This is a genomic window from Bacillus sp. DE0042, assembly GCF_007680225.1.
Classification (GTDB): Bacteria; Bacillota; Bacilli; order Bacillales; family Bacillaceae_G; genus Bacillus_A; species Bacillus_A wiedmannii.
Map to the genome: position 1 here is coordinate 79,348 of NZ_VEJP01000010.1, position 22,008 is coordinate 101,355.

The window sequence follows — 22,008 nt, forward strand, 5'->3', positions numbered from 1 at the left end:
TATTTATAAGACATCTATTCGTTATTGTATACAAAAGATAGGGATAAGAAAATGATAAAATTTTACCTAATTACAACATAATGCTTACGATAATTGCAGATAAAATGCTAACGAGGGTAGCTCCATATAGTAATTTAAGGCCAAATCTGGCAACGACGTTTCCTTGTTCTTCGTTTAACCCTTTTACTGCACCTGAAATAATGCCGATAGAAGAAAAGTTGGCAAAAGAAACGAGAAAAACAGAAATGATCCCCACTGTACGGGGAGAAAGGCTATTAGAAATTTTACTAAGGTCCATCATTGCTACAAATTCATTCGTTACAAGCTTTGTTGCCATAATGCTACCAGCTGTGACAATTTCAGAACTTGGTACACCGATAAGGAATGCAACAGGCGCAAATACGTAGCCGATTAATTGCTGGAAAGTAATGCCGAATATAATGAGGAATAGGTCATTAATGCAGCTAATTAATGCGACGAATCCGATGAGCATAGCGCCGACAACGATGGCTACGCGAAAGCCATCTAGAATGTATTCTCCAAGCATTTCAAAAAAGCTTTGCTTTTCGCCTTTAATTTCTAAAATATCTTCGTCATCTTTAACGTCGTAAGGATTGATGATGAGTACGATAATAAAACCACTAAATAAATTGAGAACGAGTGCGGTTACTACATATTTAGGCTCGATCATTGTCATATAGGCACCTACGATAGACATAGATACGGTTGACATGGCAGAAGCACAAAGTGTATAAAGACGGTGTTTTGGAATTTGAGCTAATTGCTTTTTAACTGTAATAAAAACTTCTGATTGGCCGACAATGGCAGAGGCGATAGCGTTGTAAGATTCTAATTTCCCAAGACCATTTATTTTGCTAAGGAAGTAACCGATCCAATGAATAAAAAATGGTAGTATTTTGAAATGTTGTAGTATACCAATTAAGACGGAAATGAAGACAATTGGTAATAATACAGTAAGGAAAAATGACATTTCACCTTTATTGGCAAGACCGCCAAATACAAAGTTTATACCATCAGCAGCATACTCGAGTAGCTTTGTAAACAGACTGGAAATGACCCGAATAAGTATGAGGCCGATTTCTGTATTTAATAATAAATAGGTTAAAATCAACTGTATAATAAGCATGATGAAAATTGGTTTAAATTTAATATGTTTCTTATTGTTGCTAGCAATATAAGCAAGGAAGAGAACAACGATAAGTCCCACGAAAAAAGTAATAAATTTCATAGTAAGCCCCCTAAAAGAGATATTCTGCTATATATGTTTTTCATTTCAAGGGAGAATATGCATCTTTGGTAAAGAAAGGAATAGAGAGAGCATGAATATATGTAGAGTGCACCACGTTGCAATTATTTGTTCGAATTATGAACTGTCAAAGGATTTTTATACTCGGATATTAGGTTTTAAAGCGATAAATGAAGTATATAGAAAAGAACGAGATTCTTATAAGTTAGATTTATGTGTAGGGGAAGAGTATCAAATTGAATTATTTTCATTTCCTAGTCCACCTGAGCGCCCAAGTTTTCCAGAAGCAGCTGGACTTAGACATTTAGCATTTGCTGTTACAAATATAGAAGAAGCTGTAAACCATTTAAAACAATGCGGTGTGGAGACTGAAGCGATACGTATGGATGAAATTACGGATAAAAAATTTGTCTTTTTCCAAGATCCTGATGGCTTGCCTTTAGAGTTGTATGAGGCTTGAAATTGGTGAATTTTATATAGGGTTGCTTTCAAATAAATGAAGAAACTAAAGTGAAACTTCTTTTTTAAAGGAGGTGTAACTTTAGCTAAGAAAGCTAAAGGACATATGTGGATATTTTAAAATTACTGATGGTAGCCATCCTTATTGCGTTAACAGCATTTTTTGTAGCTGTTGAGTTTGCAATTATTAAGGTACGTAGCAGTCGTATTGATCAACTCGTTAGTGAGAAACGACGAGGAGCATTGGCAGCTAAAAAAGTAACTTCGAATTTAGATGAGTATTTATCAGCATGTCAGTTAGGTATTACAATTACTGCTTTAGGGCTTGGGTGGTTAGGAGAGCCTACTATAAAACATATACTCGAGCCGTTGTTTTTAAAACTACACCTATCTCCTGCAATTGCAAGTACAGTTTCATTTATTATTGCCTTTGCAGCTATCACGTTTTTACATGTTGTCATTGGTGAACTTGCTCCGAAGACGCTCGCTATACAAAGGGCAGAGCAAGTTAGCTTATTATTATCGAAGCCAATTATTTACTTTTACCGAGTAATGTATCCGTTTATTTGGGCGTTAAATGGTTCTGCAAGGCTTGTGACAGGGTTATTCGGATTACATCCGGCTTCTGAACATGAAGTTGCTCATTCGGAGGAAGAATTACGATTAATCTTATCCGAGAGTTATGAGAGCGGAGAGATTAATCAAAGGGAATTTAAATATGTAAATAATATTTTTGAATTCGATAATAGAGTCGCAAAGGAAATTATGGTACCTCGTACGGAAGTTGTAGGTTTATATGAGGACGAACCATTTGAAACACATATTAAAATAATCGCACAAGAAAAGTACACGAGATATCCCGTATTTGGTGAAGATAAAGATGAGATTATTGGGATGGTTAATGTAAAGGATTTATTTATTCGTTATATGGATGGTAATCGAGACGAGGAGTGCTCGATTACGCCATATACAAGACCAGTTATTGAAGTGTTAGAAAATATTCCTATTCATGATTTGCTATTACAAATGCAAAGAAAACGAATTCCATTAGCTGTATTATATGATGAATATGGTGGTACAGCGGGGATCGTTACACTAGAAGATATTTTAGAAGAAATTGTTGGAGAAATCCGAGATGAATACGATGAAGATGAACACCCGCCTATAGAGCATATAAGTGAAGGGTGTAAAATCGTAGAGGGAAAAGTGCTTATTAGTGAAGTAAATGATTTATTTGGTATACACTTAATCGCTGATGATGTAGATACAATTGGTGGCTGGATTATGGTACAAAAGCAAATCGTTGCTGAAGGAGATAGTATTGAAGAACACGGCTTTTCTTTTAAAGTTCTTGAAAAGGATATGCATCAAATTAAACGAGTGGAAATAAAGAAGGTAGAAGAATGATTTTCTATAAATTTTTATAAAAGATATATATAGAAAAATAAATGTTTGCGCTTTCAAAAAAGGTGCTATATAGTGAAGGTGGATACTGAAAAATTCTTCTAAATGATACTCGTGTTTTTAGAGGCGAATTTTTTAGATAAGGATTTAGAATGAAAAGTATAGGTGATGAAAATGATAGCAACGAAGGATATACGTATAGAGAAAGATTTTTTAGGTGAAAAGGAAGTACCGAGTGTAGCTTATTATGGGGTACAAACATTACGTGCTGTAGAAAACTTCCCGATTACAGGATATCGCATTCATCCGTCACTCATTACGGCAATGGCAATTGTGAAAAAAGCGGCGGCACTTGCAAATATGGATACTGGTTACTTAGCTAAAGACATTGGATATGAAATTGCAGAAGCAGCGCAAGAAATTGTTGATGGAAAATTCCATGATCAATTTATCGTGGACCCAATCCAAGGCGGTGCTGGAACTTCTATTAATATGAATACAAATGAAGTAATCGCTAATCGAGCTTTAGAACGTATGGGATATGAAAAAGGCGAGTATGTGAAAATTAGCCCAAACACGCATGTGAACATGGCTCAATCAACGAATGATGCGTTTCCAACGGGAATTCATATTGCAGCTCTTATGATGTTAGAAGAACTTCTTATTACAATGGAAGAACTTCATGCTGCTTTCCGTGAAAAAGCAAAAGAGTTCGATCACGTCATTAAAATGGGGCGTACACATTTACAAGATGCTGTTCCGATTCGTCTTGGACAAGAATTTGAAGCGTATAGCCGAGTGCTTGAGCGTGATATAAAAAGAATTAAACAGTCTCGCCAACATTTATATGAAGTGAACATGGGGGCGACAGCTGTTGGTACGGGATTAAATGCAAACCCTACGTACATTGAACAAGTGGTTAAACACTTGCGAATATTTAGCGGCTTCCCACTTGTTGGTGCAGAGCATTTAGTTGATGCAACGCAAAACACAGATGCATACACAGAAGTATCTGCGGCATTAAAAGTATGTATGATGAATATGTCTAAAATTGCGAATGACCTTCGTATTATGGCATCTGGTCCACGTGTTGGATTGGCAGAAATTCAATTACCAGCTCGTCAACCAGGTTCATCTATTATGCCAGGTAAAGTAAATCCTGTTATGGCAGAAGTAATTAATCAAGTTGCTTTCCAAGTAATTGGTAATGATCATACAATTTGCTTAGCATCAGAAGCAGGCCAATTAGAGTTAAACGTAATGGAGCCTGTACTCGTATTTAATTTAATTCAGTCTATCAGTATTATGAATAACGGATTCCGTGTATTCCGTGAATATTGTATTAAAGGAATTACAGCAAATGAAGAATTGCTGAAGCAATATGTAGAGAAAAGTGTTGGAATTATTACAGCAGTTAACCCTCATATTGGTTATGAAGCAGCATCTCGTATTGCACGTGAAGCAATTGAAACAGGAAAATCTGTTAGGGAGCTATGTTTAGAACATGGTGTACTGACAGAAAAAGAATTGGATATTATTCTAGATCCGTTCGAAATGACGCATCCTGAAATTGCTGGTGCTTCTTTATTAAAGAATAAGAAGATGTAATATGAAAAAAACACCGATCCATTTGGATCGGTGTTTTTTTTTTAAAAGATATTAAATACAGCGTTTAATTGAAGTAAGCTAATGATAGCTAAGAAGATTAAACTGTATTTCATCGCTGTTTTAAATAGGGCAGATTCTTTACCAACTAGTCCAACTGCTGCACAAGCAACGGCTACAGATTGTGGTGAAACCATTTTTGCCATTGTACCACCTACTACGTTTAATGCAACAAGAGTAGAAGGAACGATATTTAATTGATCTGCAGTTACTGCTTGAAGCGGTGCGAATAATGAACCACTTGATACTACTGAACCTGTAATGAATACGCCAATCCATCCTAAGATTGGAGAAAGAACTGGGAATGCATTACCAGTAGAAGAGAATGCCAGTCCAAGTGTAGATGACATACCAGAGTAGTTCTCTACGTAAGCTAAAGCGATAACGCTACAGATTGTATATACTGGAGCTTTTAGTTCTTTCATTGTTTCTACTATTAATTCTTTAACCATTTTACCTTTTACGCGGTAAACGATAAGTGAAACAATAATTGCTAATACGATTGCAGTAGTTGTAGATGAGAATACATCAAACTTGAAAACAGCTGCGAAAGGTGTATCAGCTTTTGTAATTGGTGTAGTTTTCATAACAGCATTATGAAGACCAGGGAACTGAATGTTAAATACTAAGTTTGCTAGTGCGCCATCCGGAGCAAATAAAGCTTTAATTGGTTTTAAATTAAAGATTGTTACGAATGCAGTTAAGAATACGAATGGAGACCAAGCATATAAAATTTGATTGAATGTATGAGATTCTTGTTTTTCTTGTTTTTCTTCTGTAGAAGAAGATTTTGGTTGCCAAACACGTAAGAATAATGCTAGAGAAACCATACTTACAACGGCTGCGAAAATATTAGTAAGTTCTGCACCTAAGAAGTAAGTCACAAGGAACTGAGTAATAGCGAAAGAAAAACCACTTACAAGAATACCTTGCCAAGTTTCTTTAATACCTTTAATTCCATCAACCATTGAAACAAGTAAGAAAGGTAAAACAATACTAATGAATGGTAAAATAAGAACAGTTTGACGACCGATAGTTAATGCGTCTAGCTCAGTTAATTGTGCTGGTACTGTAACTGGGATACCCATAGCACCCATAGCACCACCAGCGATGTTAGCTACTAAACAAATACCTGCTGCTTTTAATGGATTAAAGCCCATACCTACAAGTAATGCAGCTGTAATAGCAACTGGAACCCCTAGACCAGCTGCGCCTTCTAAGAAAGCACCGAAAGAATAAGCGATTAATAATACTTGTAAACGTTGATCATTTGTAATGCTTGAAATACTATCACGAATAATGTTGAATTGCTCTGTTTTAACAGTTAATTTGTAAAGGAAAATTGCTGCGATAACGATAGTACAAATTGGATAAAATCCAGATAAAACACCGAATCCGGCAGATGCTACAGCTACAGTTGCTGGCATTTTATAAACGAATATAGCAAGAATAATAGCGACAATCACACTGTAAAGACCAGCCATGTAACTTTTCATTTTCAGTCCCATTAAACAAATGATGAAGCAAAAAATTGGAAGTGCTGCGATTAGTGCAGATAACCAAATATTGTTTAATGGGTCATAAATTTGTGTCCAAGTACTCATAATAATGACAACTCCTATCTATTTTATGTGAAGAAATTCACATTATTTGTGAAACAATTCACAATCAACTTACATGCTTAGTATATTCTCCTTCAACACTATTGTCAACGTAAAAAAGTATAATTATTCCATAATAGTATTAAAAGAAATGCTTTGTTCATAAAGTAGACAAAAAGCAAACGCCAATAGATTTGAGTTTGCTTTTTGAAGTTATTTCTATATTGTTTTATTTGTTCGTATATCATTAATCTTATATGTTAGATGACGTCTTTACATCAAGTATATAGGGTGTTGGAATACTTAAGCTTTGATAGGTGGTAACATGCTCGCCCGAGTTGATCTAGTAAGGTAGAGAAAGCAAATGCATTTAATAGGAAGTATTTCATCACAGTTCAAGCTATTGAATACGAATTTAAAAAGAAATAAGTTAATTTTTAATGTTAAAGTATCTCTTTTTACTGAAAATTCCTTTTAGCATAACAAAGAGGTTAAATATAACCCAAATACGTTACGAAAGGTTATCAATTATAGACGGTATTTTACAATATCATTACTGTACGTTGCAGTGAGGTGAAAATATAACAAAAAGCCTGATAAAACAACGTTTGTAAGCAAAGTATTCATAGCCCTTACTTTTGCTTTTTCATTATATCATATAGTATAATATTCAAAATCAGCAAGGAATTTTTCCTGAATTCTTTCCTGATAAAGGTGGAAAAAATTTTCAGCTTTATAGGTTGATAAAGTTATGTCGTAACAGGAAATATAAGAACAGATATATAAATAAATAAAAAGAAAATAAAAACGAAAATGAGGGGAACTTTATGAGCCAAAATCAATTCGAATGTCGTATTTCAGAAGAAGATGTACAAATGTTAAGAGCGTTAGCGCACCCGTTGCGTCTACGTCTAGTAATGGAACTAATGCAACGTGGAACTTGTAACGTAACACAATTACAGGAAGTATTAGAAATTCCACAATCAACGGTTTCACAACATTTAACGAAATTAAAACAAAATAAAGTAGTGCGCTTTGAAAGACGAGGGCTAGAAGTGTATTATCAAATTCATAATGATAAAGTAAGTGAAGTTGTAAAAACATTATTTTCTTAAAATTTGAATATTATGGAAAAAGACGTGTGGGATATACGTCTTTTTTTATTTGTCAGAAAGGTGATATGAGAGTAAATGTTAGCATGTAAGGAAGAAAAGGCTATCAATTAACATGTTGTTATATGGAATATATTCTAAAGGGAAAAGAAAAGATAGAAAGGAGTGTAGTAAGGAAAAGGAGGAATAGTAGTATGGATGTAAAACGTGTGAAACAAATCTTATCTTCTTCAAGTAGAATTGACGTTACATATGAGGGCGTACCAGTATGGATTGAGAGCTGTGACGAGCAGAGTGGAGTTGCTCAAGTGTATGATGTATCTAATCCTGGAGAAAGCGTTCACGTGAACGTGACGGCTTTAGAGGAGAATTAATAGAAAAGACGCTTCTAATTTTAGAAGCGTCTTTTTTATTATTCCATCATATGTGCAATTTTCTTAGAGAACATAAGAAGTACTAATCCTAGTACGATTACGATAACACCGATGCTTGCGAATACTTCTAAATATCCTAAAGATTGAGTGAAAGCAGCTAATTGTCCTGCTAAGAAGTTTGCACATCCAGTACCAGCTAACCATACACCCATTAATAAAGAAGCTAATTTAACAGGAGCGATTGCACTAACCATAGATAATCCGATTGGTGATAAGAATAATTCACCGATTGTGTGGAACATGTAAGTGAATACAATGAATAGTAAGTTTGCCTTCATTGTAATGTTACCTTCATCACTACCAGTTTTTAAAACAGCTAAAGTTAGAACTAAGTATCCAATACCTAGTAAAATCATACCTAGTGCCATTTTTGTTGGGATTTTTAAATCACCATTTTTTGTTTTTGAAAGCTTAATCCATAAAGCTGAAACAGGTAATGCTAGTAAGATAATGAATAGTGGGTTTACAGATTGGAACCAAGGTGTTGGAATTGTAAATCCACCAATTGTACGATCTACGAACTTATCTGTGTAAAGTGTTAAAGAACTACCAGCTTGTTCAAAGCCTGCCCAGAAGAATACAACGAAACAAGTTAAAATTAAAATTGCAGCTGTACGTTTTTTCTCTTGTGATGTTAAAGGTTTTTTCTCAATTACTTTTGCAGTTTTTTCTTTAGACTTTTTACCTACAACAGTTGTACCAATTGTTCCTAAGTAACGAGGTGCTAAGAAATTAAAAGCAACCTGTCCAATGATCATACCGATACAAGCTGTTAAGAATCCATATTTGTAATCTGTGAAGTAACCGCAAATGAATGGAGCGATAAGAGCTCCTAAGTTAATTCCCATGTAGAAGATAGTGAAAGCACTATCACGACGAGAATCGTTGTCGCTATATAATTGACCTAGTAAAGTCGAAATATTTGGTTTGAAGAATCCGTTACCGATAACTAATAATCCTAATCCTAAAAATAGTCCAGTTTTCGTATTCATTGAAAATAGTACAAAGTTACCAATTGCCATGATGATACCACCAATAGTAATGGCGTGTCGCTTCGTAATGAAATGGTCAGTTAACCAACCACCGATAATTGGTGTGAAGTATACTAACATTGTGAAAATACCGTATATTTGTACAGCAACTGCTTTATCAAATCCTAAACCGCCGCTTACTAAGCTCGTTGTTAAATAAAGAACTAATAAGCCACGCATTCCGTAATAACTAAATCTTTCCCATGCCTCTGTAAAGAACAACAAATATAATCCTGGTGGATGTTTTTTTGGTGATTGTTGCTCTCCAGCTTTGTCTAATTTTAAAGCTGCATCCATGTTTGTTTCCCCCTAATCCTGTATAACGGATATTTATGTAATTATTTTAATTCACAAAATATTTAGAAGTCAATAGAATTATATGGAAATAGAAAGAAAATTTCTAAAAAAATCTATTTTTCTTCAACCGTTACTGTATTTTTCCCTGAAAACTAGATAATAAGCGTTTTCAAATGTAATAATTGAATTCTAAAAGAAAATAAAATAGTGATTAATCAGAAAATTTAGATTAAAATATTTATTCTGATATAGAGAAAATATATTCTATTTACTTTTATAATATAACATATTGGGAATAAAAATACAAAATGAAATAATGTGACATTTAAGTGAATCAAAAAATAACCAGCTCCATAGAAGGGAGCTGGTTAGGGAAATATTATTTAACAAAGCGTTTTTCGATATCATCTAATAGTAGGTTAGCAGCCATTACACCACCGGCTGTATTCCAAATAACGTCGTCAACTTTGTATGCTTTACCGTTTTTCACTGCATTTAAATTTTTAAATAGAGGATCATTGATATATTCTTTTTCTAATTCAGAACCTTTTTTCTCGTTTCCTTTATCGAATGTGAAGTAGAATAATACATCGCCGTCCATTGCTGAAATACGTTCTTTAGATACGTTACGCTCTGCAAAGTCATCTTTATTTTGATCTCCAGGACGTTTAAATCCAAGTTCTTTTAAAATAACACCAGAGAATGTATCACCGTGATAAATACGAACATCACCAGGCATAAAGCGAACCATAGAGATTTCTTGATTTACTTTATCGCCTAGTTTAGTTTTTAAATCTTTCATACGTTTATCGTAATCAGCTAAAACCTTTTGACCTTCTTTTTCTTTATTTAATGCTTTTGCATAAAATTTGAAGTTATCTTTCCATTCACCACGTAGCGTTTCAGAGAACACAGTAGGTGCAATTGCCTTTAGTTGCTCGTACACTTTTTCGTGACGCATTTTGTTACCGATAATTAAGTCTGGTTTTAAGGAAGCGATTGTTTCCACGTTCACTTGCCCTTCATCACCAACAACCTTTACATCTTTCATTTTATCTTTAATATGTGGATACCATGGATCACCAGTCCAAGATTTCACAGCCCCAACTGGTTTTACACCTAACTCGAGTAAAGCTTCAGTGCCTTCATTTGTTAAAATAACTACACGTTTTGGACTAGCGGGAACTTCTGTTTTACCCATTGCATGTTCCACAGTAATCATTTCTTTTTTCGTATCTTCTTTTGATTCTTCTTTCGTATTTGATTTTCCACAAGCACTTAAAAGTAGTGAAAAGGCTAGTAAAAATACAAATACTGTAAACGATTTCTTTTGCACGAATTTCATTATGTACCCCCTACATACTGAGAAGTTTTTTCAATAGCAAGCATGATATTAAGCTTTTATCTTTTGATTGTCAATACATATCGATGAAAATAGTTCTCATTATCGTTGACAATGAGAATTAAGTTGAAATACACTTACAACGTATCATTATACATTGAAGGGGAAACGCTGCATGTTATTAAAAACAAATCAAGCAAAATGGATTGGGTTATTTGTTGGAATCATTGCAGTCATTATTTGTATTTGGGGAAGTATTATTTTCGGATATACAAATACGAGTTGGAAATTAGCATTAGATGCTTTTTTCCATTTTAATGGTTCCAATGAACATATTATTATTCAAAATGTGCGTCTACCAAGGGCACTAATTGCAGCTAGTGTTGGTGCTAGTTTAGCCATTGCTGGTTGTCTTATGCAAACTTTAACGAAGAATCCACTTGCTTCTCCAGATTTTATTGGATTAAATTCAGGCGCTGCGTTTTTCATAGTTGTAGCAATTGTGGTTTTTTCTGTTACATCATTGTCAGCTTTTACTTGGATTGCCTTTTTAGGGGCAGCAGTTGCTGCAATCCTTGTATTCGCTTCTAGTTCTTTAGGAAAAGAAGGGACAACGCCTCTTAAGTTAACATTAGCAGGGGTCGCAATTAGTGCGTTATTTTCATCATTAACACAAGGATTACTTGTGTTAAATGAAAAGGCGCTTGAAGAAGTATTATTTTGGCTTGCCGGATCTGTGCAAGGAAGAAAGTTAGAAATTTTACAATCTGTATTCCCATATTTATTAATAGGCTGGATCGCATCTATTATGATGGCAGGGAAAGTAAATACATTGATGATGGGGGAAGACGTCGCGAAGGGGCTTGGACAACGAACAATTTTAATGAAATCATTCGTGTTACTTATTATTGTCCTGTTGTCTGGTGGTTCAGTTGCAGTCGCTGGTCCGATTGGATTTATTGGTATTATTACTCCGCATTTTGCCAGATTTCTTGTTGGAGTAGATCACAGGTGGAGAGTACCATATAGCGGGTTGTTAGGTGCAATACTATTAATCTTAGCTGATATAGCAGCAAGATATGTCATTATGCCACAAGAAGTACCGGTAGGGGTTATGACAGCATTTATCGGGGCACCATTCTTTATTTATATTGCACGTAAGAGAGGGCTTAGCAAATGAAGAAGTATATTCCGTTTCGTATAGGAAAAGTCGGGCTCTCGTTTTTAATGTATAAACGAGCTTGTCTCGTCTTATTCAGTTTACTAGTTGTTTTAATAGGATTATTTTTTGCGAGTGCAGGTATGGGAGACATGAAAATTGCTCCTTATGATGTATGGCAAGCAATCACTGGAAATGGCGATGCGATGTCTAATATGGTTGTAAATAAGTTTCGTATGCCGCGTATTTTAATTGCCATCCTTGTAGGAATCGCACTTGCAGTAGCAGGATGTATTTTACAGGGTCTCGTTCGAAATCCACTGGCTTCTCCTGATATCATTGGGATTACAGGTGGTGCAAGTGTTGCAGTTGTATTATTTTTAGCTATATTTAGTGATAAAAATAATGCGCTAACCGTAAGCATTCATTATATGCCGTTAGCAGCCTTCGCTGGGGCAACGATTGTAGCGCTTTTTGTATATTTATTTGCATGGAGAAATGACGGATTATCACCGATTAGTCTTGTTTTAATTGGTGTTGGTTTTTGGGCATTAACAAAAGCGGCAACGACTTTGTTTATGTTGTTAGCGCCAATTTATCAAGCGAGTCAAGCGAATGTATGGATTACAGGTACTGTTTACGGTTCTTCATGGCAAAACGTTATGGTGCTTGCGCCGTGGGTTCTCATTTTAACGGTAATATCATTTATAGCTGCTAGACATTTAAATGCTCAAGAGCTAGGGGATGATATTGCGGTAGGACTTGGTGTTCCTTTAACGAAGTCACGCGTATTCATGTTATTACTGAGTACAGCTTTAATTGGTGGCGCAGTTGCCTTCGCCGGAGGAATTGGGTTTGTCGGTTTAATGGCACCTCATATTTCACGAAGACTAGTTGGTTCTTTATACGGTGCATTACTCCCAGTTGCGGCTATTGTTGGTGCAATTTTAGTACTTGCTGCAGATTTAATCGGGCGTACAGTTTTCACACCACTTGAAATTCCAGCAGGGGTATTTACATCAGCAATTGGTGCACCTTATTTTATTTATTTACTTTATAAAAGTCGGAATTCATAAAGGGAGATGAATATGCAAAAAGCATTGGAGACGAAACGTTTGACGCTGTCTTATGGTGAAGCAATTATTATTGATGAGTTGAATTTAGAAATTCCAAAAGGCGAAATTACAATATTTATCGGTTCTAACGGTTGTGGAAAATCAACTTTATTACGTTCACTAGCTAGATTATTAAAGCCAACAACTGGTGACATTTTGCTAGATAATCAAGCCATTCAAAGTATGCAAACGAAGCAAATCGCTCGTCAAATGGCAATTTTACCGCAAGGACCGCAAGCGCCAGAAGGGCTTACAGTATTGCAACTTGTAAAGCAAGGGCGTTATCCATATCAAACGTGGCTGAAGCAATGGTCAGAAAAAGATGAGGAAATGGTACAAAAAGCACTCGCAGCAACAGGTATGACAGAATTTGCTGAGCGTGATGTGCATGCTCTTTCAGGTGGACAACGACAACGTGCTTGGATTGCAATGACGCTTGCACAAGATACAGATATTATTTTACTGGATGAGCCTACTACATATTTAGATATGACTCACCAAATTGAAGTGCTAGATTTATTATTCGAATTAAATGAAACAGAACAAAGAACAATTGTTATGGTATTACACGATTTAAATTTAGCATGCCGTTATGCAGATAATATTGTAGCCATTCAAGATAAACAAATATATGCACAAGGTAAGCCGGAAGAAGTAGTAGATGAGAAGCTAGTACGTGATGTATTCCGAATGGAGTGTCAAATCAGTACGGATCCGTTATTTGGGACACCACTTTGCATCCCGCATGGAAAAGGAAGACGTGTACGTAAAGAGGTTGCCCAAGTAATGAGTTAAATAAAAAAGACGATGAGGATTCATCGTCTTTTTTATTTGCGGCAAGAAAATAAGAGGAAGAGGGGAATACGTAACCGACGTTCATATTCTTCGTCACTCTGAAAATAGGTTGGATTGGGTGTAGCTTCTTTTATGTTTGTAATTGTAAATCCAGCTTGTTGTAATAATGTAAAATATTCTTCCGTTGTACGATGATATTTAATAACTTCTTGATCAATCCACGGTTCAACGCGTTTTCCCATTTTAAAATAATCATCGACGAGCCAGCTCGTTCTTTTTCCGCTCGTTTGCAAGCTTTCAAATGAAGAGGTAATAACAGGATGTTGAACGCTAAAGGTAAAGGTTCCATTTGTTTTTAAAGTTAGGTATACATTTTGAAAAATGACATGAAGATGTTCAATATAATGTAAGGCGAGTCTAGATGTTACTAAATCAAAAGTAGAAGGAGGATATGTGTAGTCTTTGAAGTTTAAAAAATGGATGGTGCCATTTTTATTTTCTAGTTGTTTTGTAGCTTTTTCATACATAAGCTCAGAGCCTTCAATGCCAGTGTAAGAGTGGCAGTCTTTTTCTAATAATTCCTCGCCGAATTTAGCATCACCGCAGCCTAGATCGAGGATTTGCTTTCCTTTAACATCACCAATGAGTTGAAAGAAGGCTGGTTTTTCAAGTGACTCATTTGGGCTATTTTCTCGGTATCTTCGTTTCATATATTGTTCAAAAAATGCTTCGTGATTATATACATCAGATTCAGTAAATGCCATGATTGAAGCCCCCTTAAATATTTTTTTTATTCTACCAAATATGAAAAGTAAATGATAGATTTCTTGTAATGAATCATATATAATCTAAAATTGTAAGCGGTTACTTTAAACTATTTTTCTATAATAAATTCTGAAAACGTGTTAAGCTAGTAGAGGGATTATTAGAACTATTAAGACAATAATCCGCTTACATGAACGATGGGAGGCTTCACAATGTCTAGTAAAACACTTGCGAAATTTTTAGAAGAAAATTTAGAGGATTTAAAATCAAAGGGGCTTTATAACGTAATTGATCCGCTTGAGAGTTCAAATGGACCGATCATTACAATTGGCGGAAAAGAATATATTAACTTATCTTCAAACAACTATCTTGGATTAGCAACAGATAGCCGTTTGCAAGAAGCAGCAATTGGTGCAATTCATAAGTACGGCGTTGGAGCAGGAGCTGTTCGTACAATTAACGGTACTTTAGATTTGCATATTAAATTAGAAGAGACAATTGCAAAGTTTAAACATACAGAAGCAGCAATTGCTTATCAATCAGGATTTAACTGTAATATGGCAGCGATTTCAGCCGTTATGGATAAAAATGATGCGATTCTTTCAGACGAATTAAACCATGCTTCTATTATTGATGGTAGTCGTCTATCAAAAGCAAAAATTATTGTTTATAAACATTCTGATATGGAAGATTTACGCCAAAAAGCAATCGCGGCGAAAGAATCAGGTCTTTACAATAAATTAATGGTAATTACAGATGGTGTCTTCTCAATGGATGGAGATGTTGCAAAATTACCAGAAATTGTTGAGATTGCAGAAGAATTAGATTTAATGACATATGTAGACGATGCACACGGTTCAGGTGTACTTGGAAAAGGTGCAGGAACTGTAAAGCACTTCGGTCTATCTGATAAAGTTGATTTCCAAATTGGTACATTATCAAAAGCAATTGGGGTAATTGGTGGATATGTAGCAGGGAAACAAAACTTAATTGACTGGTTAAAAGTTCGTTCACGTCCATTCTTATTCTCTACAGCATTAACACCAGCTGATGCAGCTGCATGTATGCGATCAATTGAAATTTTAATGGAAAGCACAGAGTTACATGATCGTTTATGGGAAAATGGCCGCTATTTAAAACAAGGGTTAAAAGAACTTGGCTTTAACATCGGAGAAAGTGAAACGCCAATTACACCTTGTATTATTGGTGACGAAGTATTAACACAAGAATTTAGTAAACGTCTAAATGAAGAAGGCGTATATGCAAAATCTATCGTGTTCCCAACTGTAGCTAAAGGAACAGGACGCGTTCGTAATATGCCTACAGCAGCTCATACGAAGGAAATGTTAGATGAAGCAATTCGTAAGTATGAAAAAGTAGGGAAAGAAATGGGCATCATTTAAGTAACGACATCTTTTGAATAGCTTGCAAATGAGGAGTGGGGATAATGAAAAAAATTCTAGTAACCGGTTCTTTAGGGCAAATTGGTTCTGAACTAGTAATGAAACTTCGTGATGTATACGGTGCATCAAATGTTATTGCAACAGATATTCGTGAAACAGATAGTGAAGTAGTAACGTCTGGTCCATTTGAAACGTTAGATGTAACAGATGGACAAAAACTACATGATATTGCAAAGCGTAATGAAGTAGATACAATTATTCATTTAGCAGCTTTACTTTCAGCAACAGCAGAAAAAAATCCGTTATTTGCTTGGAATTTAAATATGGGCGGACTTGTAAATGCATTAGAAGCAGCTCGTGAATTAAACTGTAAGTTTTTCACGCCAAGTTCTATCGGTGCATTCGGTCCATCAACGCCGAAAGATAATACGCCACAAGATACAATTCAGCGTCCTACTACGATGTATGGGGTAAACAAAGTAGCAGGAGAATTACTATGTGATTATTATCATCAAAAGTTTGGCGTTGATACGCGCGGTGTACGTTTCCCAGGTTTAATTTCTTACGTAGCTCCTCCAGGAGGCGGAACAACTGACTATGCAGTTGAAATTTATTATGAGGCGATTAAAAAAGGCACATACACCTCATACATTGCAGAAGGAACATACATGGATATGATGTACATGCCAGATGCTTTACAAGCGATCATTTCATTAATGGAAGCTGATCCAAGTAAACTTGTGCATAGAAACGCATTTAATATTACAGCGATGAGCTTTGAGCCAGAGCAAATCGCAGCATCCATTCGTAAACACATCCCAACGTTTACAATGGATTACGCTGTAGATCCTGCTCGTCAAACAATCGCTGATAGCTGGCCAAACTCTATTGATGCAACAGCAGCAATGAAAGAGTGGGGCTTTAAAGCAGAATACGATTTAGACAAAATGACAACGGACATGTTGGCTAAGTTAAAAAAAAAGCTCACAGCTGAGTTAGTGATGAATTAATAGGAAGAGCTGATTCTTAGGAATTGGCTCTTCCTTATTTTCGAGGGAGAGAAGTCTTATGCAAAGAGTTGATGTCGTATATGCACTAATACATAATGAAGAAACAGATAAAATATTAATGGTACATAATGTAGAACAAAATGTTTGGTCATTGCCAGGCGGGGCTGTGGAAAAAGGTGAAATATTAGAGGAAGCACTAATAAGAGAAGTAAAAGAAGAGACAGGTTTAACTGCTGTGGCAGGTGGACTTGTTGCGATCAATGAAAAATTCTTTGAAGAATCAGGGAATCATGCGCTATTTTTTACATTCCGAGCAAATGTAGTGACAGGTGAACTTATTGCAGAAGATGAAGATGAAATTTCCGCAATAGAGTGGGTGGATCGAACAATCGCAAATGAACGATTCCCATTCTACGATGGCGGATTCGAGGCATTATTAGAAGTAGCTATTCCATACAAGTTTCAACCAGAAACAAAGTGATTGAAAGAAAAAACAGGAGCGCAAGGCTCCTGTTTTTCTATTCAATCGTCTTCAGTAGTAACTTTTTCAATAGTGGTTTAATCTTCAGACGTAAATCTTCAGCGTGATTTGCAACTAAGAAGTGATGATTGTAAATGTTCTTCATTAATTGATAAGTTGCTTCTTTTGCTTCGCCTTCTTCGATGAAGATTCCGATTACTTCCATACCACTTTTACGAGCAAGTTTGACAGCTTCATGCGTATCTAAAATACCGTCTTGTTGATAGTCTAGCGCAGAAGGCTCACCGTCTGTAAAGACAAGTAAGAATTTATGTTTTTCTGGTCTTTTTGCAAGCTTTTCAGAAACGATACGAATAATATATCCGTCACGGTTATCTTCTTCTTCGCGAAGCTGCATAATTTTTGGACCGACGTTTGGTAACGTTGAGTTTTTATACGTTACAACTTCATGGATAACGTTCGGCTTATCTTCAGGCTTAGCACTAGAAGCATCTTCCCAAAATCCGCTAATAGCGTGCGGGATTTTTAAAGATTTCAACGCTTCATGGAATAGGACCACACTCTTTTTCGTTTCTTCCATTTTGTTATACATAGAACCAGAGCAGTCCACTAGTAGTTGGAATGCAACGTCAAGTTCTTGTGATTCTTGTCCTTTTTTATAAAACATACGCGGCTGCTTTTCAGTATAAATACGAAGGAATTTCTTACGAAGTCTTCCGTAATATTTATCACTATTTGCATTCGTTTTATTTTCAATCGTTTTTTCGATAATTTTCTTTAATTCTTTTACATCTTTATTAACGACTGATTTGATAGCTTGGTAATCCTTTTTTTCATCAGAATTTGATTTGCGAGCTTCTTTAAATATATGAGAAGCACCAACGTTATACTTACCGTATGCACCCTCGTTTTGGCTAGAAGCGTGTGAAGCTCTTGCTTCTTCTGTATCAGCGCCATCAAAGTTGGATTGTGTACTCTTTTGAGAAGTACCCTGTACAGAACCAAGTGCTTGGTCGCCATCTTCTGATTCACGAGCAGTATCACCCATCATGTTTGTTTTTGTTCCGCTTTCTAATTCAAAGCGTAAAAAGTTCTCGTTTTCGTTATTTTTATTTTCACGATGCCATGTGGAGAAACTTTCATCCATTTTGTTTTTATTTTCATCGTCATCTATGAGCTGCGTATCATCATTTGCTAAATCTTCGACGCGACAGTTCTTTTCGTCTGCAATGACAGATAAATAAAGCGGAGCATGTCCGAAATAATTATTAAGCATATCACTTTCAAGAAGTTCCTCTAAGCGATAGCGAATTTTTTCAACGATATACATAATGTCTTCTGTATTACGAGCTTGGAATGTTTCATGCAAAATTGCTTCAATTTGCTCGAAATATTCATTATTAAACATTTCATATTTATCGCTCGTTAATGAAAGATAGCAGAGACAAAATAGACGATCACCGTGATAGTTACGAACACGATTGATTTCATTTTGTGAACCAAAGTAATTGCGATACATTTCTTTTCTTCTTTTAAAAACATGCTTTGTGCCAGGGCGTAAGTTTTTTACGATTTCCTCAACACGTAAATCTTCTAATAGAACAAATAATTGTGTTAAAAACTTTTTTAAGGGTGATTCTTGTAATTCAATCGCATAAGAACGAATTAAAGTCATGTCCGAGTAATGTTTATTACCAAGTGCTTTTAAAAACACTTCGCTTTTTAATCCGATTACTGTATCCTCTTCTTTTCGATCATCCCAAAAGTGACTAATGACAACCTTTTTTTCAATTTCGTCGTAGTATGCTTTATAGCCATACTCAAGGTAGGCATCGTCTTCTTTTAAAAGAGCATACATTAAGTTTTCCATTTGTAGAAACAGCGACGCATCAATTTTTTTGTCACTAAAAATTTGTCTCATGAATTATCCCTCAAAGAAATAACTTTCTGCTAATTCACGGACAGTCATTTGTTCTGTTTCATCGTTTAATTTTGCGATAATACTACGTTCAATTGCACGCATAACAGGGATATATACACCTAAATCACATGCGTCGATAATGCCACGAATACTTGCTGCTTCTTCACTTACACGTCCATCACGAGCTAAAGGCATAAGGTCGCTTGCAAATGCAACGAACTTTTCAATTGTTGCAACATCATTTAATTTTGATTCAGATAGTAATAGTTCTTTTAATGTGTCACCTTGAATGTATGGAACTTCAATAATAACGAAACGGTTTTTTAATGCTTCGTTTAGTTCACTTGTTCCAACGTAACCTTCATTAATTGCTGCAATTACACGATACTCGTCATCGCCATATACAACTTCTTGTGTAAATGGATTAGTAATCATTTTACGGTAATCTAATGCACCGTGAAGAAGTGGTAACGTTTCAGGTTTTGCCATATTGATTTCATCAATATATAGGAAATGACCGTTCTTCATTGCTTTCATAAGAGGGCCGTTAACGAATGTAACTTCAGATGCGCCATCTTTCGTTTGTAGTGTGTTGTATCCTAAAATACCTTCTACATCTAGGTCAACAGAACAGTTAATGCTATGCATTGGTTTTTGGAATAAAGAAGAAAGAGTTTCAGCCAGTACTGTTTTACCACTACCAGTCGGTCCTTTTAATAGAATGTTTTTGCCAAGAAGAAGCGCTGTAATAGCATCTTCAATAATGCTGTTATCAGATGCTTTATATATTTTCTTTCCAATTAAATGTGCATTTTCACCAGCTTCTTGTTTATTTTTTTCGTGAATGGTTGAGAGCTGTTGTTTTAAATCAGCATGTATATGAAATTGTTCTAACATGTATTTCCCACCTAACATTATTTTCATAAAGTAATACATCTTATGATAACTTGTTTTAATATGGTATGCAAAGAAAAGGAGAGAGGGGAAATGGAAAAGAAAAAGCAATCAATATTACATTGATTGCTTACAGTAAAGGAGAAATGAGTCGCATGAAAGACTCTAATATTCGTTTTTTGATACTTCTTTTTTGGAATGCGTTCCATTTAATTTCAGTGGAATGCTTAAAGTCGTCTTCAAAATCATGTTTAATATCATGAACGGTTTCTGATTCATATAGTACGCTAATAAGTTCATAATTTAATTCAAAGCTGCGTACGTCCATATTTGCCGTTCCAATTGTCGCGATTTTATCATCAACGAGTACAATTTTTGCATGCATAAAACCATCTTTATAACTATAAATGGAAGCACCAGCTTTTAAAAGCGGAGTGAAGTAGGACTGAGATGCTTGATCACTAATAATACTATCACTTTTACCAGGATATAAAATGCGTACATCTATGCCAGATATTGCACTTAAACGTAATAATGTTAAAGTTTCTTGATCTGGAATAAAGTAAGGTGTAGCGATCCAAATCGATTTTTTTGCAGATCCCATAACAGCTAATAATGTATTGCGAATGCTTTTATCATCTGAGCTAGGCCCGCTGGCTACAATTTGCACAGCACCTTCTGCACTTGAAATTTCTTTACCTGGGAAGTATTGTCTATTCATAAATTGATCCCAAGAATAAGTATTCAATCCACTAGAGGCATAGAGCCAATCTTCTAGAAAAATTGCTTGTAATTTATATAACGCTTTTCCTTCTATTTTTAAATGACTATCACGCCAAACGGGAAATTTTTTTGAACGGCCAAGATATTCATCACCGACGTTGAGTCCACCAGTAAAACCGATTTCTCCATCTACAATAACGATTTTTCGATGGTTACGATAATTGACAGTTTCAAGTAACCAAGCTGAAAAAATAGGGTCAAATTCTACAATTTCAATACCAGCTTCTTTCATAGGTTTTAAAAAGCGTCTTCTTAACGTATTACTTCCGAGTCCATCATAAAGAAAGCGTACAATAACACCAGATTTTGCTTTTTTTATTAACGCATCTCGAACTTTCGTACCAATCTCATCAGATTTATAAATATAGTATTGAATATGTATGTGATGTTTTGCTTGCTCGATAGCTTGCAAAATTTCTGAGAATGTTTGATCTCCATTTGTTAAAAGTTTTGTCGTCGTTCTATCTGCGGCAGGACCGCCTCCAAATTTTTGTACGACCTCTGTTAAATGTACAGAACGTTCATGTAAGGGGACTGTGAGTGATAATTCTAGTCGTCTTCCTTCTAATATTTCACGGAATAATTTTCTTTGTTCTTCTGAACGATGGAGATGTTTTTTCCTTCTCCAACGGCTACGACCGAAAATAGAGTATAAAAGCACACCTACAACAGGAAGAAGTGCTAATACTAAAAACCACGCTAAGGTGCTTTGAGGAGATCTATTTTCGATGAAAATAACGAATGAAATTCCTACGATTGTAATAGACCATAGGGCACCGACAAATGTATATAAAGAAATAAACGATGTATTTAATAGGAAAAGAACGATAGATATAATTGTAAATATTAATAGTAATTGAACGATAGGCTTCTTCATTTCTATAAAATTCCTCTAATCTTTCTTAAATATAGACTTCTTATATAAAAGGTATAATCCGACATTCTTATTATAAAGTGTTTTATTTTTTTTACAAAATATAGACATTTCCCCATGCTTTCCGCATTTGTCCTACATACAGTATATTGTTACGTTATTATCCTGCTATTTGCTGGTTAATAAACAGTGTAGG

19 protein-coding genes are annotated in these 22,008 nt (G+C 35.3%); 11 read left to right on the plus strand and 8 right to left on the minus strand.

Annotated elements, in window-relative coordinates; genetic code table 11:
• Positions 1 to 70 precede the first annotated feature (70 nt).
• Positions 71 to 1,249 (minus strand): NupC/NupG family nucleoside CNT transporter, encoded by a 1,179-nt coding sequence (locus tag FS802_RS27140; protein WP_098654556.1) that lies wholly within the window; start codon positions 1,247 to 1,249, stop codon positions 71 to 73.
• A gap of 91 nt (positions 1,250 to 1,340) precedes the next feature.
• Between FS802_RS27140 and gloA2 the strand changes: the two genes are divergently transcribed.
• The 3 genes from gloA2 to aspA all read left to right on the plus strand — a co-directional run bounded on the left by gloA2 (position 1,341) and on the right by aspA (position 4,738).
• Entirely contained in the window at positions 1,341 to 1,727 is a 387-nt protein-coding gene (gene gloA2 / locus FS802_RS27145) for an SMU1112c/YaeR family gloxylase I-like metalloprotein (RefSeq protein WP_001017670.1), read from the plus strand.
• 107 nt (positions 1,728 to 1,834) lie between these two features.
• Positions 1,835 to 3,133, plus strand: coding sequence for a hemolysin family protein (locus FS802_RS27150; protein WP_098654557.1), 1,299 nt, complete (start codon positions 1,835 to 1,837; stop codon positions 3,131 to 3,133).
• Between the two features lie 171 nt (positions 3,134 to 3,304).
• Positions 3,305 to 4,738 carry an aspartate ammonia-lyase gene (gene aspA / locus FS802_RS27155; RefSeq protein WP_098654558.1) on the plus strand — a complete coding sequence of 478 codons (1,434 nt, stop codon included), beginning with the start codon at positions 3,305 to 3,307 and terminating at the stop codon, positions 4,736 to 4,738.
• 41 nt (positions 4,739 to 4,779) lie between these two features.
• Here aspA and FS802_RS27160 read toward each other — a convergent pair whose 3' ends face one another.
• Positions 4,780 to 6,399 carry an L-lactate permease gene (locus tag FS802_RS27160; protein ID WP_000109124.1) on the minus strand — a complete coding sequence of 540 codons (1,620 nt, stop codon included), beginning with the start codon at positions 6,397 to 6,399 and terminating at the stop codon, positions 4,780 to 4,782.
• A gap of 824 nt (positions 6,400 to 7,223) precedes the next feature.
• Between FS802_RS27160 and FS802_RS27165 the strand changes: the two genes are divergently transcribed.
• Both FS802_RS27165 and FS802_RS27170 read left to right on the plus strand, forming a co-directional pair.
• Positions 7,224 to 7,511 carry an ArsR/SmtB family transcription factor gene (locus FS802_RS27165; RefSeq protein WP_000081429.1) on the plus strand — a complete coding sequence of 96 codons (288 nt, stop codon included), beginning with the start codon at positions 7,224 to 7,226 and terminating at the stop codon, positions 7,509 to 7,511.
• A gap of 191 nt (positions 7,512 to 7,702) precedes the next feature.
• Positions 7,703 to 7,882 carry an acid-soluble spore protein H gene (locus FS802_RS27170; protein WP_000382684.1) on the plus strand — a complete coding sequence of 60 codons (180 nt, stop codon included), beginning with the start codon at positions 7,703 to 7,705 and terminating at the stop codon, positions 7,880 to 7,882.
• 38 nt (positions 7,883 to 7,920) lie between these two features.
• On the opposite strand, the gene FS802_RS27175 is transcribed toward FS802_RS27170, so the two are convergent.
• Together FS802_RS27175 and FS802_RS27180 are read right to left on the minus strand one after the other, a co-directional pair.
• Positions 7,921 to 9,270 carry a peptide MFS transporter gene (locus FS802_RS27175; RefSeq protein ID WP_000338304.1) on the minus strand — a complete coding sequence of 450 codons (1,350 nt, stop codon included), beginning with the start codon at positions 9,268 to 9,270 and terminating at the stop codon, positions 7,921 to 7,923.
• A gap of 379 nt (positions 9,271 to 9,649) precedes the next feature.
• Complete coding sequence (locus tag FS802_RS27180) at positions 9,650 to 10,615, minus strand: ABC transporter substrate-binding protein (RefSeq protein ID WP_000673897.1); 966 nt, start codon at positions 10,613 to 10,615, stop codon at positions 9,650 to 9,652.
• A 172-nt stretch (positions 10,616 to 10,787) separates the two neighbouring features.
• Here FS802_RS27180 and FS802_RS27185 point away from each other — a divergent pair, with 172 nt between their 5' ends.
• The 3 genes from FS802_RS27185 to FS802_RS27195 are packed head-to-tail and all read left to right on the plus strand — an operon-like array spanning position 10,788 to position 13,681.
• A complete protein-coding gene (locus FS802_RS27185) occupies positions 10,788 to 11,792 on the plus strand; it encodes a FecCD family ABC transporter permease (protein WP_000925204.1) in 1,005 nt (334 codons plus the stop codon).
• Entirely contained in the window at positions 11,789 to 12,847 is a 1,059-nt protein-coding gene (locus FS802_RS27190) for a FecCD family ABC transporter permease (RefSeq protein ID WP_098707819.1), read from the plus strand. The genes FS802_RS27185 and FS802_RS27190 overlap by 4 nt, the downstream gene beginning before the upstream one ends.
• A gap of 12 nt (positions 12,848 to 12,859) precedes the next feature.
• Positions 12,860 to 13,681 carry an ABC transporter ATP-binding protein gene (locus FS802_RS27195; protein WP_001167945.1) on the plus strand — a complete coding sequence of 274 codons (822 nt, stop codon included), beginning with the start codon at positions 12,860 to 12,862 and terminating at the stop codon, positions 13,679 to 13,681.
• 32 nt (positions 13,682 to 13,713) lie between these two features.
• On the opposite strand, the gene FS802_RS27200 is transcribed toward FS802_RS27195, so the two are convergent.
• On the minus strand, positions 13,714 to 14,445 hold the full coding sequence (locus FS802_RS27200; RefSeq protein WP_098202070.1) for a class I SAM-dependent DNA methyltransferase: 732 nt from the start codon (positions 14,443 to 14,445) through the stop codon (positions 13,714 to 13,716).
• 213 nt (positions 14,446 to 14,658) lie between these two features.
• Here FS802_RS27200 and FS802_RS27205 point away from each other — a divergent pair, with 213 nt between their 5' ends.
• From FS802_RS27205 to FS802_RS27215, 3 genes are read left to right on the plus strand one after another with little or no spacing between them, the layout of a single operon-like run.
• Entirely contained in the window at positions 14,659 to 15,849 is a 1,191-nt protein-coding gene (locus tag FS802_RS27205) for a glycine C-acetyltransferase (protein ID WP_000095906.1), read from the plus strand.
• Between the two features lie 44 nt (positions 15,850 to 15,893).
• Positions 15,894 to 16,859 (plus strand): L-threonine 3-dehydrogenase, encoded by a 966-nt coding sequence (locus FS802_RS27210; protein WP_000723139.1) that lies wholly within the window; start codon positions 15,894 to 15,896, stop codon positions 16,857 to 16,859.
• A 58-nt stretch (positions 16,860 to 16,917) separates the two neighbouring features.
• Complete coding sequence (locus FS802_RS27215; RefSeq protein WP_046953824.1) at positions 16,918 to 17,340, plus strand: NUDIX hydrolase; 423 nt, start codon at positions 16,918 to 16,920, stop codon at positions 17,338 to 17,340.
• A gap of 37 nt (positions 17,341 to 17,377) precedes the next feature.
• Here FS802_RS27215 and FS802_RS27220 read toward each other — a convergent pair whose 3' ends face one another.
• The 3 genes from FS802_RS27220 to FS802_RS27230 all read right to left on the minus strand — a co-directional run bounded on the left by FS802_RS27220 (position 17,378) and on the right by FS802_RS27230 (position 21,815).
• A complete protein-coding gene (locus tag FS802_RS27220) occupies positions 17,378 to 19,261 on the minus strand; it encodes a vWA domain-containing protein (RefSeq protein ID WP_098707820.1) in 1,884 nt (627 codons plus the stop codon).
• Between the two features lie 3 nt (positions 19,262 to 19,264).
• The gene (locus FS802_RS27225) at positions 19,265 to 20,158 is read right to left on the minus strand and encodes an ATP-binding protein (protein ID WP_000892965.1); all 894 of its coding nucleotides are present in this window, start codon (positions 20,156 to 20,158) and stop codon (positions 19,265 to 19,267) included.
• Between the two features lie 127 nt (positions 20,159 to 20,285).
• Positions 20,286 to 21,815 carry a cardiolipin synthase gene (locus FS802_RS27230; protein WP_000743019.1) on the minus strand — a complete coding sequence of 510 codons (1,530 nt, stop codon included), beginning with the start codon at positions 21,813 to 21,815 and terminating at the stop codon, positions 20,286 to 20,288.
• Between the last annotated feature and the right edge of the window lie 193 nt (positions 21,816 to 22,008).

What these genes read in the sequence shown, in the direction of transcription:
- FS802_RS27140 (WP_098654556.1), bottom strand. Translation starts at nt 1,249, where the DNA reads ATGAAATTTATTACTTTTTTCGTGGGACTTATCGTTGTTCTCTTCCTT.
- gloA2 (WP_001017670.1), top strand. Translation starts at nt 1,341, where the DNA reads ATGAATATATGTAGAGTGCACCACGTTGCAATTATTTGTTCGAATTAT.
- aspA (WP_098654558.1), top strand. Translation starts at nt 3,305, where the DNA reads ATGATAGCAACGAAGGATATACGTATAGAGAAAGATTTTTTAGGTGAA.
- FS802_RS27160 (WP_000109124.1), bottom strand. Translation starts at nt 6,399, where the DNA reads ATGAGTACTTGGACACAAATTTATGACCCATTAAACAATATTTGGTTA.
- FS802_RS27165 (WP_000081429.1), top strand. Translation starts at nt 7,224, where the DNA reads ATGAGCCAAAATCAATTCGAATGTCGTATTTCAGAAGAAGATGTACAA.
- FS802_RS27170 (WP_000382684.1), top strand. Translation starts at nt 7,703, where the DNA reads ATGGATGTAAAACGTGTGAAACAAATCTTATCTTCTTCAAGTAGAATT.
- FS802_RS27175 (WP_000338304.1), bottom strand. Translation starts at nt 9,270, where the DNA reads ATGGATGCAGCTTTAAAATTAGACAAAGCTGGAGAGCAACAATCACCA.
- FS802_RS27180 (WP_000673897.1), bottom strand. Translation starts at nt 10,615, where the DNA reads ATGAAATTCGTGCAAAAGAAATCGTTTACAGTATTTGTATTTTTACTA.
- FS802_RS27185 (WP_000925204.1), top strand. Translation starts at nt 10,788, where the DNA reads ATGTTATTAAAAACAAATCAAGCAAAATGGATTGGGTTATTTGTTGGA.
- FS802_RS27190 (WP_098707819.1), top strand. Translation starts at nt 11,789, where the DNA reads ATGAAGAAGTATATTCCGTTTCGTATAGGAAAAGTCGGGCTCTCGTTT.
- FS802_RS27195 (WP_001167945.1), top strand. Translation starts at nt 12,860, where the DNA reads ATGCAAAAAGCATTGGAGACGAAACGTTTGACGCTGTCTTATGGTGAA.
- FS802_RS27200 (WP_098202070.1), bottom strand. Translation starts at nt 14,445, where the DNA reads ATGGCATTTACTGAATCTGATGTATATAATCACGAAGCATTTTTTGAA.
- FS802_RS27205 (WP_000095906.1), top strand. Translation starts at nt 14,659, where the DNA reads ATGTCTAGTAAAACACTTGCGAAATTTTTAGAAGAAAATTTAGAGGAT.
- FS802_RS27210 (WP_000723139.1), top strand. Translation starts at nt 15,894, where the DNA reads ATGAAAAAAATTCTAGTAACCGGTTCTTTAGGGCAAATTGGTTCTGAA.
- FS802_RS27215 (WP_046953824.1), top strand. Translation starts at nt 16,918, where the DNA reads ATGCAAAGAGTTGATGTCGTATATGCACTAATACATAATGAAGAAACA.
- FS802_RS27220 (WP_098707820.1), bottom strand. Translation starts at nt 19,261, where the DNA reads ATGAGACAAATTTTTAGTGACAAAAAAATTGATGCGTCGCTGTTTCTA.
- FS802_RS27225 (WP_000892965.1), bottom strand. Translation starts at nt 20,158, where the DNA reads ATGTTAGAACAATTTCATATACATGCTGATTTAAAACAACAGCTCTCA.
- FS802_RS27230 (WP_000743019.1), bottom strand. Translation starts at nt 21,815, where the DNA reads ATGAAGAAGCCTATCGTTCAATTACTATTAATATTTACAATTATATCT.